Here is a 16,936-nt window from a genome sequence, read left to right as displayed (position 1 = left end):
ATTACTGGTTGTATCTGGATTTCATACGAGTAATGAGTTGATCTTTTTCAGTCCAGATTTGATCTACCCACTTTTGGAACCGTTCACGATAAACTGGATCGTCTTCGTAATTACCACCGAGAACCCAATCTGGAATATCAATTTTACGTAAATCGACCGCAATATCTGATACGCCACCTAACCAAAAATCACCATAACCTGGTGCACCATTTGGATAAACAATGGTCATATCAACGAGGGAATCGATTTTATCTCCCAAGATATTCAATGCCAAGGCCAATCCACCTGCTTTAGGCTTTAATAAGTTTTGATAAGGAGATTGTTGTTGAGCATGCTTTTCAGGTGTAAAGCGTGTTCCTTCTAAATAGTTTAATAAAGTAAAAGGTTGACTTAATAGCTGTTCACAAGCTTTGCGTGCTTCGAGCATATCACGATGCTTAAGTTCTGGATTCTTTGCAATTTGAGCCTTGGTATGACGTTTCATCATTGGGAAGCCCAAAATCTTGAAGGCTTGCCCTACAAAAGGAATAAAAATAAGTTCCCATTTGGTGAAGAAACGGGTGAGTGGCATACGTTTTAAACCAAAATATTGATTAACCGTCGTATCGACCCAGCTCTGATGATTACAAATCATCAAATAGCGACCTTGTAAATTCAGGTCGAGTTTTTCATCAATCGTAATGTCCCAATTTAGATTTGGTAAGACGTGTTCAATCAATTGATTGTTAATGCCAATCCAGCTATTTGCTAATTGGATATTAGTTTCATCGACTTTTTTTGATTTTTTAAAGAATTTAGTGAAGCCCAAAGCTAGAACTGGAGGACCATGCAAAAATGTACTTCCAGTGATCACTGAACTGACGGTGAGTCCTTTGCTTACTTTTTGCAATAAGGACGCTTTTTTATTTGCGTTAGTCATAAATCGAGCCTTGAGTGCAGATGTTTTAATAAAGATGCTCCAACTATAAACAACAGAGATTGAAATACAACTGTATATTTAGAGATGTTGACATTTTTTATATATTTAAATCATTTAAGCGAGTTTTTCTGTGCAAAATAGGTGAAAACTCAATATATGAATCAGATCTATTATCAGATGATTTGTTTTGTGATACGAGTCTCGAAATTCATTTTTAGTTCATAATTGGTCAAACATGGAGGAAGTGTGATGATACCTTCAAGTAAAGTGCATCAAAATATTACAAAAATATAAATAAAGTGTTTATTATTAACAAAATATCAATGGTCTAGCGCAAAGTTCTACTTCATTATTTACCAAGACAACAAAATACATAGACAGGAGCTACGCAATGCGTGCATTAGTAATTTCAACACTCGTAGGGGCTGGATTGGTACTTTCTGGTTGCCAAACAATGAGCGGTCAGGGTAATGATATTGGTGGTGTTTCTTACGACAAATCTGCTTTAGGTGCATTAATTGGTGCGGCGGCAGGTTACGGTGTTTCTAAGGGTATTAACAACGGTAGCAGCAGCCAAAACAACCGTGCGATTGCAATTGGTGCGATTCTTGGTGGTGCGAGTGGTTTATATCTCGATAACAAAGAGAAAAAATTACGTGAGCAAATGGCAGGTACTGGCGTTGATGTAGGCCGTAATCCAGATGGTTCTGTTCAATTGATTATGCCTGGTAGCATTACATTTGATACTAACAAATCAAATATCAAACCTAACTTCTACGGCACTTTAAACAAAGTTGCACAAGTTTTAGCTGAAGATAACAAGAGCGCGATTCTTGTAACAGGTTATACAGATAATACTGGTAATGACTCAATCAACATTCCATTATCTCAAGCGCGTGCTCAGTCAGTTAAAACATATTTAGCTGGTCAAGGCATTTCGAGCAGCCGTATTGATGCGCAAGGTATGGGTTCTTCTAACCCGATCGCTTCTAACGCGACTGCTGCTGGTAAAGAGCAAAACCGCCGTGTTGAAATCAGCATTTATGCAAAACAGTAATTTTTACTGATTTCTAAAAACCACCTTCGGGTGGTTTTTTTATGGCTTTTAGAATCTCGCGACAAACTGTGGCGTAGCAATTGCATAAGACATCATAATTTATACATATCCCAAGATTTACTATTGGGATTCTAAAAAAGAGATGTCTATAATTGTGCTCGAAAAATAAGGCTCGGAAACGAGAGAGGTATTATTAATGTCATCTGCCAGTCAACTCAATGACAAGCAACTTGAAGCCATGAAATATGTTCAGGGGCCATTGTTGGTGCTTGCAGGTGCAGGTTCAGGTAAAACTTCTGTTATTACCCGAAAGATTGCTTTTTTAGTGCAACAGTGTGGTATTCCAGCACATCGTATTACAGCAATGACATTTACGAACAAAGCAGCACGTGAGATGAAAGAGCGTGTTGGTAAATTACTTTCTCGTGAAGAAGCAAAAGGTTTGTCGGTTTCTACTTTCCATACCTTTGGTCTGAATTTATTACGTATAGAACTAAAACATTTACCGCTTAAAAATAATTTTTCGATTCTAGATGCGGATGACTGTAAACGAATCCTGATGGATTTGATGCAACGTGACAATATGTCCGGGGCAGAGAGTAAAGAGCTTATTGCGAAAGCAATGAAGAAAATCTCAGATTGGAAAAATGACTTGGTTTTGCCAGAACAGGCACACTCAACTTGTGAAACTGTTGAAGACGTACAACTTGCACATTTATACCAACTCTATGAGCGCAACTTACGTGCATATAACGCTGTAGACTTTGATGATCTGATCGTGATGCCAACACGTTTACTCCAAGAAAATGCTGAAGTGCGTGATAAGTGGCAGAATCGTGTGCGTTATTTACTGGTCGATGAATATCAAGATACCAACACGGCACAATATACCTTAGTGAAGCTGTTGGTTGGTGTGATGGGACAGTTTACTGCCGTTGGTGATGATGACCAATCCATTTATGCGTGGCGTGGTGCAAAACCTGAAAATATGGCGTTGTTGAAAGATGATTTCCATAACTTAAAAGTGATTAAGCTTGAACAAAACTATCGTTCAACTAGCCGTATTCTAAAAGCAGCCAATGCTGTTATTGAAAATAATCCACATATTTTTGATAAGAAGCTGTGGAGTGATAAAGGGCATGGCGAGACCATCCGTATTATTACTTGTTTAAATGATGATGATGAGGCCGAGCGTGTTGTTAAGGATCTCATCACACATAAATTGATGAATGGGAAAAATTGGAAAGATTATGCGATTTTATATCGTGGTAACTTCCAAGCACGTGTTTTAGAAACACAACTTCGCCAAATGCAAATTCCTTATAAACTTTCTGGCGGGCAATCTTTCTTCGCACGCGCAGAAATTAAAGATGTGATGAGCTATTTACGCTTGATCATCAACCCCGAAGATGACAGCGCATTTTTACGTATTATTAATACGCCAAAACGTGCGATTGGCCCTGTAACGCTTGAAAAGTTGGGGTTATTTGCCCAAGAAAATACTTTGTCGTTATTAACAGCATCTTCGGATCAACGTTTATCGATGGTTTTACCGAAGAAAGCTGCCACACAATTGCATGAGTTTGCAGACTTTATTGCAACATTTACGCGCGAGTTATTAGATGATGATGAACCCGTTCCAAAAGTCCGTCAGATGATCAATGAAGCAGGCTATATCGATTACGTTCGAGAACAAGCTGCAACGCCTGCACAAGAAAAAACTAAAATAGACAATATCGAAAGTTTATATACCAGCATTCAAAACTTATTGAATCGTACAGACGATGTTGATGAGAAGAATATTGAAAGTGTCATTCGTAAACTTGTGTTGTTAGATATGCTTGAGCAGCAACAGGAAGAGGAAGATACTGATAAAGTTAACTTATTAACTTTACATGCTGCGAAAGGGTTGGAATTTCCTTATGTGTATATGATCGGTTTAGAAGAAGAGTTATTACCACATAAAAATTCAATCGCCTCAGAAACCATCGAGGAAGAGCGTCGATTGATGTATGTGGGGATTACACGTGCGCGACAAGGTTTGACAATTACTTTAGCTGAACAGCGTAAGAATGGTGGTCAAATGCGTCAAATGACACCAAGTCGATTCTTGGATGAGTTGCCACAAGATGAGTTGGAATGGCATGGACGTAAAAAGAAACTTGCGTCAAATGTTGATCCAAAAGAACAGGCGCAGCAGTATCTTGCCAATTTAAAAGCATTGTTGAAACGATAGTTTTTGTGAAGCGATATATTTTTATTACTTTTCTATCATTGCTGTTTTTTAGCCAAACCGTAACAGCAGAAGAAACCTATTTTACTGCAAAAGGTTTTGAAAATGGCAAAGTTCTAGTATTTCGTGGCAAATATGCAGAAGGTATAGTCAAGTCGAATTATCCATATTTATTGAGAATTTATTGGCATTACTCAGATATTAATAAGAGTGGAATGCCTGATTCTCCAACAATGGGTGCACAATTTGATTTTGAAGAAGATATTTCTAAATTAGATACCAAAGATCTAGGCCAACTAGTTTTAGTTGTAACTGGAAACTCTAGAAAAGAGTGGGTCTGGTATGTAAAAAATCCGATTGTTTGGAAAAAGAAATTCAATCAAGTTTTAAAGGGTAAGAAAATTTATCCAATAAAAATTGTTGAAACTTATCAACCAGATTGGGATTTGTATTCAGATTTTATGAGAAATTTAAAAGATTAGTTGATTACATATCTTCTAGTCTTTGGAAGTAGAAGTTTTATATTCGAAAGGTTAGCTTTATGAAAGTCCAAGTAAAAGTATTAGACAAGCGTTTAGGCCAAGAGTGGGCGATGCCTTCTTATGCAACAAATGGTTCAGCTGGTTTGGATCTACGTGCATGTTTGGAAGAAGCGATTGAAATTGCTGCGGGTGAAACGGTTTTAGTTAAAACTGGTTTAGCAATTTATATTGAAGATCCAAATTTTGCTGGTTTAATTTTACCTCGCTCAGGTCTTGGTCATAAACATGGTATTGTGTTAGGTAACTTAGTTGGTTTAATTGACTCTGATTATCAAGGAGAGCTTATGGTTTCTGTTTGGAATCGTGGGCAAAATACCTTCCGTTTAGAACCAGGTGAGCGTTTGGCACAATATGTACTCGTTCCTGTAGTACAAGCTGAGTTTGAACAAGTGAATGAGTTTGTTGCGACTGAGCGTGGTGCTGGTGGTTTCGGTCACACAGGAAAACAATAAGTTTATTTAGCTGTTATCTATATCAATGCAATATCTTCCTATGAGATATTGCATTTCTCATATTGATTGTTAACCAAATATATATTAAAAAGCAGCAGATTAATTATTTTAATTTAACTGAATAAGGGTTAATTAATTTCTAAACAATTTTGGTTTTTGAATCATCTATGATTATAAGAAATAGGGGCTTGCTGTGAATATAAAACATACATTTCCTCTGAATATTTTTCGTGCTTATGATATCCGTGGAAAACTTAGCAATTTAACACCTCAAGTGATTTGCTCAATTGCTTATGCATTAGCAGATCAATATAAAAAAAGTGAGCAAGATCATATAGTCATTGGTTATGATGCTCGTCTAACCAGTCCAACGTATGCAAATATCATTCAACAGATATTTGAACAACAAGGAATAGCTGTAACCAATATAGGATGCTGTTCCTCACCGATGATGTATTACATTGCCCGAGATTTTGGTGGTAATGGAATCATGGTGACGGCAAGTCACAATCCAAAATCTGATAATGGGATTAAATGGATTCTAAAAGGAGAGCCACCTTGTCCTGAAATGATTCAACATGTCGGACATCTTGCTCAAATATCTAAGAATCAACTCGATAGTCCTTTAGTTGATGGTTTGCTCCATAAAATCATTCCGCAGTATTGCTTGCAATATCAACATTCTTTACTCAGAGATATTCACCTAACAAGACCATTAAAAGTTGTTTTAGATGGTTTGAATGGCTCTGCTGGGCGATGTGCAAAGCTTGTTTTGGAAAAGTTAGGTTGCGAAGTGATCGCGCTGCGTTGTGAGGCAAATGGGCACTTTCCAGATCATGCACCTGATCCTTCACATGCAGAACATTTATCACAATTACAAGCAGCTATTCTTTCAGAGAAAGCCGATCTTGGTATTGCCTTAGATGGTGATGGAGATCGAGTGGTTTTATTGGATGAGCTAGCACATATCATTAGTCCTGATCGTTTATTGTCTTTATTTGCCCAGATGTGTTTGCAACAACATCCACATAAAGAAATCGTATTTGATGTGAAATGCTCTCGTATGGTCGCTGATACAGTTCAGCAGCTTGAGGGACAAGCGAAAATGATCCGAACAGGTAGTAGTTTTTTACGCGCGTATTTATCGCAGTCGCAAGGTGAAGCTGTATTTGGCGGTGAATATGCAGGGCATTATGTGTTTAACGATGGGCGCGGTTATGGCTATGACGATGGATTATATGCTGCGTTACGTGTTATGGAGTATTTGACTCAATCTGATGCTAAAAGCTTAGCCGAGTTACTCTCAGTTTACCCGGAAAGATACTGTACCGAAGACACATATATTAGCACGCATCATATCAATCCAAAGCAAGTTTTGAGTGACGTTGAAATTTTAAGTCATCGTTTAGGTGCTCGTATCAGTAAAATCGATGGTGTAAGACTTGATTTTGATGATGGTTTTGGCATTATTCGAGCATCTAATACTGGCGAGTATTTTACTGTTCGTTTTGATGCAGATCATCCTGACCGCTTAGTTGAAATCCGCCAGAAATTTGTTTCTATGTTGCAACCACAGTATCCATTGATTGCACAAGAACTCGCACAGGCTTAATGAAGGAGAGTCACATGCCACACGAGCATATCGGCATTGATAAAGCAAAAATTTTGATTGAAGCTTTGCCGTATATCCAACGTTTTTCAGGTAAAACGCTGGTTGTAAAATATGGTGGCAACGCAATGACTGATCCTGAGTTAGAAAGCTCTTTTGCTCGTGACATCGTGCTGTTAAAAACAGTGGGCTTAAATCCAATCGTAGTACATGGTGGTGGCCCACAAGTCGATTCATTACTTAAGCGTCTAGGTCAAGAGTCTGACCGTATTGATGGTATGCGTGTTACAGATCAAGCCACGATGGAAGTAGTTGAAATGGTGTTGGGCGGTAGTGTCAATAAATCAATCGTGAATTTGATCAATAAACATGGTGGTCGTGCAATTGGTTTAACGGGTAAGGATGGTAATTTACTTCGTGCGCGTAAACTGTTAATGGAAAAACAGGAAGCTGATGGTTCAATTTCGCAAATTGATCTAGGTATGGTGGGTGAGGTTACAGGTGTAAAAACTGATGTATTAGAAATGTTTACTCAAGGTGATTTTATCCCTGTGATCGCACCATTAGGTGTCGATGAGGACGGTAATACCTATAACATCAATGCTGACCTTGTCGCGGGTAAAGTTGCTGAAGCATTAGGTGCTGAGAAGCTTATTCTACTTACCAATATCACTGGCGTTTTAGACGAAAATAAAAACCTATTAACAGGTTTAACAACTCAAGAAGTTGATCGTCTAATCGATACAGGTGTGATTTATGGTGGCATGATTCCTAAAGTCGGTTGTGCGCTTGATGCTGTGAAAGGTGGTGTTGTGAGTGCACATATTGTTGATGGTCGTGTGCCACATGCAAGTTTATTAGAGATATTCACTGATCATGGTGTGGGTACATTGATTACCAATCGAGTGAAACATTAATTCACTATATTGATTTCAAAAGAGACCTCTAGTAGGTCTTTTTTTGTCATGACCTGTTCATGTTTTAGTCATTGCACTGTCATTTAAGGGATTTAAGGTAAATCTAGCCATAAGGAGCTTTCATTATGCTAGAAAAACTAAATCAATATCGTCAGACATTGACTTTACCTTTACGCCACAAACCAGCTCAAAATCAATTCCGTTTTGAATGGGTGGACAACTTAAAAGAATTACAAGAAGTACAACGTTTTAGAGCAACGCAATTTGCTCATCAATTTGGTATGTCATTTGAAGATGGTTTAGATCAGGATCTTTACGATTTTGGTTGTGAACACGCTGTGTTACGTGAGAAGTGGACTGGTGAGATTGTTGCTTATACACGCCTTAAATTATTCCAAGGTCATGAAATTAGCCAGAGCTACAGTGCAAAAGAGTTTGAAATCGTTCCTCAGTTATCACATTTACCGAATGTTCTCGAAATTGGGCGTACCTGCGTACATCCACGTTTTCGCTCTGGTAAAGCATTGTCGATGTTATGGTTGAATTTAGCACCAAAAGTACTTTGGTCAATGCGTGCAAAATACTTGATGGGTTGCGTCAGCATTCATCTAGAAGACAATTTGGCTCGTACTTATTACACTCATCGCCAGATTCAACAGTTGGCAGATCATCAAACCATCGATATTCGTTCAAAGCATGCGTTTGAGCCAGTACGTCCTGATTTCAGTTTCCCTCAAGATGAGCGTATGCCGAAATTGTTCCAAACTTATTTGGGGATGCAGTCAAAACTATCTAAAGAAGCATTCTATGATGAGCATTTTAAATGTTTAGATTATTTTGTTTTTTTAGAAGTAAATAAGATTGCTACTTCTTTTGTAATGAATAAGATGGTGCAACGATAAGCATATATCGTTCTCAATCCTATAGTGAGCACATATTGAGATTTACAATACATCGAAACCTCATGCACAATAGGCGAAGATGTTAAAAAGATTATAGATATGTGCCAGCTATTAGGAATGAATTGCGCTACTCCAACAGATATTACCTTCTCTTTTCGTGGTTTTTCTCAACGAGCTGGTGTGACGTCTGATCACTGTGATGGGTTCGGGATTGCATTCTTTGAAGATAAAGCTTGTCGCTTATTTGTCGATAATCAATCAGCTGTTGAATCCCCAATTGCAGACTTAGTGCGTAATTATCCAATCAAGTCTCGTAATGTCATCGCACATATCCGAAAAGCGACGCAGGGTAAGATTACTTTAGAAAATTCTCATCCATTTCTGCGAGAGTTATGGGGGAGACATTGGATTTTCGCACATAATGGTGATTTACATAATTTTGATCCAAAATTAAGTGGTCGCTTTGAACCTGTTGGTAATACTGATAGTGAACTCGCTTTTTGCTTTTTGCTTGATCAATTGGTTGAGGAGTTTGGCTACACTGAGCCGAGCTTGGAGCAAATATTTTCTTTATTAGAACGTATCTCACCGCAAGTAGCTGAGCATGGAACTTTTAACTTCTGTTTGTCAAATGGCAAAGCTTTATTTAGTTATGCAACAACGAAGCTACATTGGCTAGTAAGGGAATACCCTTTTCAGCATGCACATCTCATTGATTTAGACGTTGAGGTCGACTTTAGTGAAGTGACAACACCTGAAGACAGAGTTGCTGTCATCACGACAGAACCTTTAACGCATAATGAAGCATGGACAGCGTATCAGCCTGGTGAAATGATTTTATTTCAAGATGGTAAATCAATAAAACACGCATTAACTCATATTGAGCGACTTGTAAGAGAAGCTGAAAACCCATCATTAAAAAGAGTAACCAAAGCTGATCAATATTAATTTCAATATAACTCTAATTAATAGTCTGCATATTATTTTCTTATGCTACTAAAGTTGTATTTTTTATACATATTTCAATAAAATTAAAGAGATAATTTTTCTTGTTGGTTAAAAAATACTTGAGTGTTTTGATTGGTGAAAATATTTAAATAAATATAAAACAATAGGTTAATTTATTTTAATTGGAAATACTTAAAATCTGACAAAAACGCTGTGTTTTTATTTACTCACTTTGTAGATATTATGCTCTTATTCAATAAAAAGTGTTGGTTTGGGGTTCGATATGGGTATGAAGTGGTCTGTCGAATATAATACAGGAATCGAGGTTATTGATGATCAACATCGACGTATTCTAGATTATATTAATGAAATTGCTGATTTAAAGCACTCCAATGATCGTATGAAAATGAAAAGTGTTTTAGACAATATTATTGACTATACTCAGTCTCATTTTACTTTTGAAGAAAGTCTTCAAGAAGAGGCGAACTACAAATATCGCGTTCCACATAAACGTGTTCATGACTTATTTATCAAGAAGATAGAGACATATCGTGAGCGTTTTGAATTAGGACATAACATTGATACTGAATTGCATGAAGTACTATCAAAATGGCTGATTAATCATATCCGTCATGATGATGCTGATTATGTGGGTGCAGTTAAAGAAAATATGATGGGTATTATTAAAGAAAATGAAAAGAAAAAAGGGAAGAATTGGTTTTCTAGATTTTTCTCATAATAATAAGAGAATAAAAAAATAATAAAAAAGACCCTCTATTAAATAAAAATAATACGATAGGCATGAGTGAGAAATAGAGGGTCGAATAAACATTATAATAATTAGTGCGCGGCAAACCATCTGAAATGATGGTTTGCCTTTTTATTTCGACATCTTTTGTTTTGATTTTCATGCTTGAGAAAGGCAAAATACATTGAATATTTCATTGCAAACACCATATAGCGCAATGAGTTCAAAGATTTTTCAAGGAATGCATTATGCAGGACACAACTCTGTCACGCTGGCTCACTCCAGTGATGGCATTTTGCTTATCATTTGTCATGATCACTACACTAGCACCGACAGTAGGGATTCAAATTGATCGTCAGTTTGATTTTTGGTTGCTTTGGTTAGGTACGATGATTTTATTGGCACTGCCAATTGGATATTTAGAAATTGCATTAGCAAAACGCTCGAAGGTAACGGCTTTACAAGCATTATCGAGTCTGACACGAGATGCTGATGCTTCACCTAAATGGCGTATTGTTGGGTGGTTGGCAGTTGTGTTTGTTCCTTTTTTTGCTGGTAGTGTTTTAACGACCGCTGCGCATTTGATCGGACAACAGTTCTCTTTAGATATTACGAGCCAAATTATTTTTGCAGTTTTAGCTGTTATTGCTGTGGGATTATCTTTTATTCCTCGTCAGTTTTTAATTGCTTTATCTGCACTTGGGGTACTTGCTGCGTTCGTTCTCGTAAATGTTATGGGAACACATCTACAAGCATGGCACTGGACTGGTGTTGAGTTTAAAGAGTGGGGCAATGCGACTGTTCTTGCGCTTGTAGCGACAGGTTTAGGTCTAGGGCTGTATTGGCAGACAAGCCTTGCTGATATTCAAAAACAAGATGCTGCGACATCTACAGCCTTACCTGTCTGGATTGCACAATTATTGGCTGTCATTGCTTTTGGATTCTTCTCTTTACATGCACAAATTCCAGCACTTGTTTGGATATTTGCAGCTGTGTCGTCAGCAGCTTTATTGATTCAGTTTGCTAAAGAGCAATTGGCTCAGCGTCAATTGGCGATGGCTGTGCAATGGTTGATCATTCTCGCTGCAATTGCAGTTTGGGCTGTACCACAAGTTGAATCACTTTTTAATATTGCGCTTATGTTATGGGGACTTGTGATTTGTTTAATCTATGCCATTTTTGCTGGTTGGATTATGAAAATCAGTCATTTGCGTAAAGCGATGAATTTTAGTAATGAGTTGTTCTATAACTTATGGCGTATTGCGGTTCGTTTAGTATTGCCATTATCAATCGTTGTCGCAATTGTGGCAGTTATTGGACAGATCTTCTAATGGAACACAAACAGCAGCATGTATCGGTTGCATTCGCAACTGAACAGCAGCAATTTCATATTACTGTTGATTTCATGAATGGAATGACAGCATTAGATGCTATTCATAAAAGTGGAATCGCTGAGCAGGTCGCATTACCTGAGCCCTTACAGTTGGGTATTTTTGGAAGCAAGATCGACGTGGATACTGTTCTCAATGCAGGTGATCGTGTTGAAATCTATCGTGCATTAACAATTAATCCCAAAGATATTCGGCGAAAACGTGCCGCAAAGAATCCTGTAGGAAGATTTGCCAAGGGCAATCGCTTTAGACCATCAAATTCATAAATAAAACCCCTCATGATCAATTCAATGAGGGGTTTCTTTTTATGTGAAAGTGGTTATAGTGGGGGCGCAGTCAAAATGGCTTCTTTTGATGCTGGTAAACCAGGTTGTGATTCTGGAATAGTATCTAAACCTTCGATGCGTTCTACGATGCCATTTCCATCAAAATAAACTTTTAAATGTTGACCATGTGCTGCTGGTATTTTTGCTTTTTTAGCATAAGTACCTGGAATGTAGTTATAAATGTAGTCCCAACGCAGTGGATTCAAAGGATCTGTTACAGTTGGACTACCAAGTAAGAAACGTACTTGTTGAAAGCTCATGCCTACTTGTACTTGAGATGCTTGTGCTTTGGTTAATGGAGTTCCCTGTGGAATATCGACTTTATACACACCAAAGACTGAACAACCGCTAAGTACTGAAGTGACGAATAACGTCAGCATGATTTTTTGCATTTTGCTACACTATCCTGATAAATGATGATGCATTTGGTTCAAGGATAGATCATACTGCATCTAAACTCTATTGCCTATTCCAACTTAAGATTTGTTGAGAGACCTTTTTTCATGCCTATTTCCAATCAAGACTTACGCAAAGCTGGACTTAAAGTTACCCTTCCTCGTATTAAGATTTTGGAATTATTAGAAAATTCAAAACAACATCATTTAAGTGCAGAAGATATTTATAAAACTTTGCTTGAGCAAGGTGAAGATGTTGGCTTAGCTACGGTTTATCGTGTTTTAACACAATTTGAAGCTGCAGGTATTATTCAGCGCCATCACTTTGAAAATAATCACTCTGTATTTGAGATCATGCAAGAAGATCATCACGATCATTTAGTTTGCTTGAATTGTAATAAAGTTGTTGAATTTACTAATGATATTATCGAGAAAGAGCAACATGCTGTAGCAGATCAACATGGATTTGCACTCACTGGACACTCTTTAAATTTATATGGCTACTGTAATGATGCAGAATGCCAAGAAGCTTATCGTAAAAAATAAGTGCGAATTATGCTTTATTTTCTTGTTCACTAAAAATGAACAAATAAAAAAGGAAGGTTACAAAAAACCTTCCTTTTTTTATGGGCTTAGCGCTAATTATTGGCCATCAAATGTAATGTTTTTACTTGCGCTCAATAATTGGTCTGAACCTTCTTCAGATAACTTAATGGTTAAACGTAAGTCATTTGGAGAGTCTGCATGTTTAAGCGCATCTTTATAGGTAATTTCACCTGCTTTATAAAGATCAAACAACGCTTGGTCGAAGGTTTGCATACCTAGCTCACGCGAGCGTTTCATTAGATCCTTAATCTCATGAATTTCACCTTTGCGGATATAATCTGCAAGGAGTGGAGTATTAATTAAAATTTCAATTGCAGCGCGACGTGAATTACCATCAGGCGTTGGGATAAGTTGCTGCGCAACTAACGCGCGTAGGTTTAGAGACAAGTCCATGTAAAGTTGGCTATGACGGTCTGCTTCAAAGAAGTGAATAATACGATCTAATGCTTGGTTGGCATTGTTCGCATGTAGTGTTGCAAGCACTAAGTGTCCCGTTTCTGCGAAAGCAATAGCATAGTCCATGGTCTCACGAGAACGAATCTCACCAATTAGAATCACATCTGGTGCTTGACGTAAGGTGTTCTTCAGTGCGACTTCAAATGAATCTGTGTCGATACCGACTTCACGCTGTGTGATGATACAGCCTGCATGTTGGTGTACAAATTCAATTGGATCTTCGATGGTAATGATATGGCCTTTCGAATTATGGTTACGGAAGCCAATCATTGATGCTAAAGAAGTTGATTTACCAGTACCTGTTGCGCCAACAAAAATAATGATACCGCGTTTGGTCATTGCAAGTTCTTTAAGAACTTCGGGTAATTTTAAATCTTCCATGCTTGGAATGTGCGTTTCAATTTTACGCAAAATCATGCCAGGCATATCACGTTGCTGAAATGCACTCACACGGAAACGTGCAGTTTTTTCACGGTTGGTAATCGCAAAGTTACATTCACGAGTTTCTGCAAACTCTTTACGTTGCTTATCAGTCATTACTGACTGAATAAGTTGACCAACAATTTCCCCAGACAATTTAGTTTTTGATACAGGTACGATCTGACCATTAATTTTCATTGATGGTTCAACATCAGCAGTGACAAATAAGTCAGATGCATTTTGCTGAATCATCAAATTGAGTAAATCATTAAAGTCCATGATATTTCTCTAATCCATTTATTTTTATAGGAATGATTCAGGCTGTTTAGCAACGGTACGGGCTGTTTGAGGGCTAATTAATCCCTTAGAAACTAAGGTTTTCAGGCTTTGATCTAGCGTTGTCATACCATAGTTAGCACCCGTCTGAATCGCTGAGTACATTTGTGCAACTTTGTTTTCACGAACAAGGTTACGAATCGCAGGAATACCAATCATAATCTCATGTGCAGCGACACGACCACCACCATTTTTCTTCAGTAGTGTTTGAGAAATAACGGCTTGTAATGACTCTGATAACATGGCACGCACCATGTCTTTTTCTTCAGCAGGGAATACGTCGATCACACGGTCAATGGTTTTTGCTGCAGAGGTGGTATGTAGCGTTCCAAATACTAAGTGACCTGTTTCTGCTGCAGTTAAAGCGAGGCGGATGGTCTCTAAGTCACGCATCTCACCGACCAAGATAATATCAGGGTCTTCACGGAGCGCTGAACGAAGTGCTTCGTTGAATCCATGTGTATCTCGATGGACTTCACGTTGGTTAATCAAACATTTTTTTGATTGGTGTACAAATTCGATTGGGTCTTCGACAGTTAAGATATGGTCATAGCGATTTTCATTAATATAGTCGATCATCGCAGCCAAAGTGGTTGATTTACCTGAACCTGTTGGACCTGTTACAAGTACAATTCCACGTGGATAATCACAAATTTCTTTGAAAATTGAGCCCAGACCTAAATCTTCCATCGTTAAAACTTTTGAAGGAATGGTACGGAAGACCGCACCAGCGCCGCGGTTTTGGTTGAATGCATTCACACGGAAACGAGCGATATTAGGTACTTCAAATGAAAAGTCTGTTTCTAGATCTTCTTCAAAATCACGACGTTGTTTGTCATTCATAATGTCATACACCAAACGGTGTACATCTTTATGTTCTAATGCAGGTAAGTTAATACGACGAACTTCACCATCTACACGAATCATAGGCGGCATACCCGCAGAAAGGTGTAAATCTGAAGCACCGTTTTTTACTGAAAAGGCGAGTAATTCTGTAATATCCATAATTTCCCCGAAACAATCAAAAATGTCTCATTATTTTGTAGAATAATATACGGCTTTCATTCTAGCTTACCAACACCTTATAGAATGCGAACGCAAAAAAAGATTTCATAAATGAGAACTGTGTCAATGAATCAATCGGAACAATCCCGCCAATCTGTTTTAAGTCAAATTGAACAAGCTTGTCAGCAAGCCCAACGTGATCCTGCAACAGTGCAATTGTTAGCCGTGTCAAAGACACATCCAAGTTTAGCGCTTAGAGAAATGTATGCCGTTGGACAGCGTAGTTTTGGTGAGAACTATTTACAAGAAGCACTGACCAAAATAGAAGAGTTACAAGATTTAGAGATCGAATGGCATTTTATTGGACATGTGCAGCGCAATAAAACCAAACATTTAGCTGAAAAATTTGACTGGGTACATGGGGTTGATCGTTTGATTATTGCGGAGCGTTTATCGAGTCAGCGCTTAGAATCTCAAAAAACTTTGAATATTTGTTTGCAAGTGAATATTGATGGGCAAGATTCCAAAGATGGTTGTCAGCCAGAAGAAGTTAGTGAGTTAGTTAAACAAATTAGCCGACTTCCAAATATCCGTTTACGTGGTTTGATGGTGATTCCTGCGCCTGAAAATCATGCTGCATTTGCAGATGCCAAAGTCCTATTTGAGCAAGTAAAATCTCAACATGCACAGCCACAAGACTGGGATACTTTAAGTATGGGGATGTCTGCTGATTTAGATGCTGCAATTGCAGCTGATTCAACGATGGTAAGAGTAGGGACGGCGTTGTTTGGAAAAAGAAGTTAATTAATACTTAGAATTAAATTGTAGATAATAATTAAATATGTAGAATGTCTAGTTTAAAAATGAGTTGCAATAATTTTTAATGCAATCTTTTTTAACTATATTAAAATTATTTTAAAATAAGATTGATTTTGAGTTACTCAATCTTATTTTTTAAATCATTTTTCAATTCATTTAGTATTAGAAAACTTATAGAGTTATATCATGAATAGAATTTTAATGGCATCTTTGTTGATGTTAGTTGTTGTCCTTTCTGGTTGTGTTACGACAAGAGGATTAGTAACCCTAGCAGATCCTAAAGTAACAGCTCAACCAGAGAATCTAAATAAAACAGCTATTATCAAAATTGTAGAAGATGATCGAGTGTTTGAGGAAAAACCAAAAACGCCAAATATTCCTTCATTAAAAGGTGGATTAGAGAAAGCAACAGCAGACGATAAAGCAAAGGCTATAGCAAGAAAAAGAAATGGTTATGGTAAAGCGCTTGGAGATATTATGCTGCGTGATGGTACTGTAGCTTCTACAGTCGAAAAGCGAGTCGTCAGTGCTTTAAATCAATCAGGATATCGAGTTGTACCTGCATCAGAAGCAAACTACCAAAATGCAGATTTAGTGATCTCAGTGAAAATTGATAAATTTTGGTCGTGGGTTGAGCTTGGATTCTGGGCTGCTAAATTAAATACTGAAATAGAAACTACTATTTTAAACGACAAAGAACCAGCAAAAAAAATTGTGGTTGAAACAAAAATAACGAAATCGCTTCAAGCTGTGACAGGGGCTATGTGGATTAAAAATACTAATCTTGCTTTAGATGATTATGAAGCTAAATTAGTGAATAAGCTAAAAGAGAATAATTAAAATAAATAATGCTCT

At 37.5% G+C, this 16,936-nt stretch carries 18 protein-coding genes; 14 read left to right on the top strand and 4 right to left on the bottom strand.

What is annotated here, in order from left to right; translation table 11 throughout:
* Position 1 precedes the first annotated feature (1 nt).
* On the bottom strand, positions 2–919 hold the full coding sequence (locus F959_RS13485; protein ID WP_004881070.1) for an acyltransferase: 918 nt from the start codon (positions 917–919) through the stop codon (positions 2–4).
* Between the two features lie 391 nt (positions 920–1,310).
* On the opposite strand from F959_RS13485, the gene F959_RS13480 reads away from it, so the two are divergent.
* The 11 genes from F959_RS13480 to F959_RS13430 all read left to right on the top strand — a co-directional run bounded on the left by F959_RS13480 (position 1,311) and on the right by F959_RS13430 (position 11,984).
* On the top strand, positions 1,311–1,976 hold the full coding sequence (locus F959_RS13480; RefSeq protein ID WP_004881069.1) for a YiaD family glycine zipper/OmpA-like lipoprotein: 666 nt from the start codon (positions 1,311–1,313) through the stop codon (positions 1,974–1,976).
* Between the two features lie 196 nt (positions 1,977–2,172).
* Positions 2,173–4,212 carry a DNA helicase Rep gene (gene rep, locus F959_RS13475; protein ID WP_004881067.1) on the top strand — a complete coding sequence of 680 codons (2,040 nt, stop codon included), beginning with the start codon at positions 2,173–2,175 and terminating at the stop codon, positions 4,210–4,212.
* Between the two features lie 5 nt (positions 4,213–4,217).
* Positions 4,218–4,691 (top strand): DUF695 domain-containing protein, encoded by a 474-nt coding sequence (locus tag F959_RS13470; RefSeq protein WP_004881066.1) that lies wholly within the window; start codon positions 4,218–4,220, stop codon positions 4,689–4,691.
* Between the two features lie 59 nt (positions 4,692–4,750).
* Entirely contained in the window at positions 4,751–5,203 is a 453-nt protein-coding gene (gene dut, locus F959_RS13465) for a dUTP diphosphatase (protein ID WP_004881065.1), read from the top strand.
* A gap of 193 nt (positions 5,204–5,396) precedes the next feature.
* Complete coding sequence (locus tag F959_RS13460; RefSeq protein WP_004881062.1) at positions 5,397–6,815, top strand: phosphomannomutase/phosphoglucomutase; 1,419 nt, start codon at positions 5,397–5,399, stop codon at positions 6,813–6,815.
* 14 nt (positions 6,816–6,829) lie between these two features.
* Entirely contained in the window at positions 6,830–7,729 is a 900-nt protein-coding gene (gene argB, locus F959_RS13455; RefSeq protein ID WP_004881059.1) for an acetylglutamate kinase, read from the top strand.
* A 125-nt stretch (positions 7,730–7,854) separates the two neighbouring features.
* Positions 7,855–8,631, top strand: a complete 777-nt coding sequence (locus F959_RS13450) for a GNAT family N-acetyltransferase (RefSeq protein ID WP_004881056.1) — start codon at positions 7,855–7,857, stop codon at positions 8,629–8,631.
* A gap of 99 nt (positions 8,632–8,730) precedes the next feature.
* A complete protein-coding gene (locus F959_RS13445) occupies positions 8,731–9,579 on the top strand; it encodes a class II glutamine amidotransferase (RefSeq protein ID WP_007481247.1) in 849 nt (282 codons plus the stop codon).
* 283 nt (positions 9,580–9,862) lie between these two features.
* Positions 9,863–10,318 carry a bacteriohemerythrin gene (locus tag F959_RS13440; RefSeq protein WP_004881051.1) on the top strand — a complete coding sequence of 152 codons (456 nt, stop codon included), beginning with the start codon at positions 9,863–9,865 and terminating at the stop codon, positions 10,316–10,318.
* Positions 10,319–10,575: 257 nt separating this feature from the next.
* Positions 10,576–11,658, top strand: coding sequence for an SLC5/6 family protein (locus F959_RS13435; RefSeq protein ID WP_004881050.1), 1,083 nt, complete (start codon positions 10,576–10,578; stop codon positions 11,656–11,658).
* Positions 11,658–11,984 carry an RnfH family protein gene (locus F959_RS13430; RefSeq protein ID WP_004881047.1) on the top strand — a complete coding sequence of 109 codons (327 nt, stop codon included), beginning with the start codon at positions 11,658–11,660 and terminating at the stop codon, positions 11,982–11,984. The genes F959_RS13435 and F959_RS13430 overlap by 1 nt, the downstream gene beginning before the upstream one ends.
* 53 nt (positions 11,985–12,037) lie before the next feature.
* Here F959_RS13430 and F959_RS13425 read toward each other — a convergent pair whose 3' ends face one another.
* On the bottom strand, positions 12,038–12,436 hold the full coding sequence (locus tag F959_RS13425; protein WP_004881046.1) for an outer membrane protein assembly factor BamE: 399 nt from the start codon (positions 12,434–12,436) through the stop codon (positions 12,038–12,040).
* Positions 12,437–12,547: 111 nt separating this feature from the next.
* Here F959_RS13425 and fur point away from each other — a divergent pair, with 111 nt between their 5' ends.
* Positions 12,548–12,985, top strand: a complete 438-nt coding sequence (gene fur / locus F959_RS13420; RefSeq protein WP_004881044.1) for a ferric iron uptake transcriptional regulator — start codon at positions 12,548–12,550, stop codon at positions 12,983–12,985.
* Between the two features lie 96 nt (positions 12,986–13,081).
* Here the strand turns inward: fur and F959_RS13415 are convergent, their stop codons facing one another.
* Positions 13,082–14,200 (bottom strand): PilT/PilU family type 4a pilus ATPase, encoded by a 1,119-nt coding sequence (locus tag F959_RS13415; RefSeq protein ID WP_004881042.1) that lies wholly within the window; start codon positions 14,198–14,200, stop codon positions 13,082–13,084.
* Between the two features lie 24 nt (positions 14,201–14,224).
* Positions 14,225–15,262: a type IV pilus twitching motility protein PilT gene (locus F959_RS13410; RefSeq protein WP_004881041.1), complete on the bottom strand. Its 1,038-nt coding sequence runs from the start codon at positions 15,260–15,262 to the stop codon at positions 14,225–14,227.
* Positions 15,263–15,388: 126 nt separating this feature from the next.
* Between F959_RS13410 and F959_RS13405 the strand changes: the two genes are divergently transcribed.
* Positions 15,389–16,066 carry a YggS family pyridoxal phosphate-dependent enzyme gene (locus tag F959_RS13405; RefSeq protein WP_004881039.1) on the top strand — a complete coding sequence of 226 codons (678 nt, stop codon included), beginning with the start codon at positions 15,389–15,391 and terminating at the stop codon, positions 16,064–16,066.
* A gap of 201 nt (positions 16,067–16,267) precedes the next feature.
* Entirely contained in the window at positions 16,268–16,921 is a 654-nt protein-coding gene (locus tag F959_RS13400) for a YajG family lipoprotein (protein WP_004881037.1), read from the top strand.
* Positions 16,922–16,936 lie beyond the last annotated feature (15 nt).

Origin of the sequence: Acinetobacter venetianus RAG-1 = CIP 110063 (assembly GCF_000368585.1) — a bacterium.
Classification (GTDB): domain Bacteria; phylum Pseudomonadota; class Gammaproteobacteria; order Pseudomonadales; family Moraxellaceae; genus Acinetobacter; species Acinetobacter venetianus.
Note: the sequence above shows the minus strand (reverse complement) of the source record. Positions and strands in the feature narration are given on the sequence as shown.

What these genes read in the sequence shown, in the direction of transcription:
- F959_RS13485 (WP_004881070.1), bottom strand. Translation starts at nt 919, where the DNA reads ATGACTAACGCAAATAAAAAAGCGTCCTTATTGCAAAAAGTAAGCAAA.
- F959_RS13430 (WP_004881047.1), top strand. Translation starts at nt 11,658, where the DNA reads ATGGAACACAAACAGCAGCATGTATCGGTTGCATTCGCAACTGAACAG.
- rep (WP_004881067.1), top strand. Translation starts at nt 2,173, where the DNA reads ATGTCATCTGCCAGTCAACTCAATGACAAGCAACTTGAAGCCATGAAA.
- fur (WP_004881044.1), top strand. Translation starts at nt 12,548, where the DNA reads ATGCCTATTTCCAATCAAGACTTACGCAAAGCTGGACTTAAAGTTACC.
- F959_RS13480 (WP_004881069.1), top strand. Translation starts at nt 1,311, where the DNA reads ATGCGTGCATTAGTAATTTCAACACTCGTAGGGGCTGGATTGGTACTT.
- F959_RS13435 (WP_004881050.1), top strand. Translation starts at nt 10,576, where the DNA reads ATGCAGGACACAACTCTGTCACGCTGGCTCACTCCAGTGATGGCATTT.
- F959_RS13445 (WP_007481247.1), top strand. Translation starts at nt 8,731, where the DNA reads ATGTGCCAGCTATTAGGAATGAATTGCGCTACTCCAACAGATATTACC.
- argB (WP_004881059.1), top strand. Translation starts at nt 6,830, where the DNA reads ATGCCACACGAGCATATCGGCATTGATAAAGCAAAAATTTTGATTGAA.
- F959_RS13440 (WP_004881051.1), top strand. Translation starts at nt 9,863, where the DNA reads ATGGGTATGAAGTGGTCTGTCGAATATAATACAGGAATCGAGGTTATT.
- F959_RS13425 (WP_004881046.1), bottom strand. Translation starts at nt 12,436, where the DNA reads ATGCAAAAAATCATGCTGACGTTATTCGTCACTTCAGTACTTAGCGGT.
- F959_RS13415 (WP_004881042.1), bottom strand. Translation starts at nt 14,200, where the DNA reads ATGGACTTTAATGATTTACTCAATTTGATGATTCAGCAAAATGCATCT.
- F959_RS13400 (WP_004881037.1), top strand. Translation starts at nt 16,268, where the DNA reads ATGAATAGAATTTTAATGGCATCTTTGTTGATGTTAGTTGTTGTCCTT.
- F959_RS13405 (WP_004881039.1), top strand. Translation starts at nt 15,389, where the DNA reads ATGAATCAATCGGAACAATCCCGCCAATCTGTTTTAAGTCAAATTGAA.
- dut (WP_004881065.1), top strand. Translation starts at nt 4,751, where the DNA reads ATGAAAGTCCAAGTAAAAGTATTAGACAAGCGTTTAGGCCAAGAGTGG.
- F959_RS13410 (WP_004881041.1), bottom strand. Translation starts at nt 15,262, where the DNA reads ATGGATATTACAGAATTACTCGCCTTTTCAGTAAAAAACGGTGCTTCA.
- F959_RS13450 (WP_004881056.1), top strand. Translation starts at nt 7,855, where the DNA reads ATGCTAGAAAAACTAAATCAATATCGTCAGACATTGACTTTACCTTTA.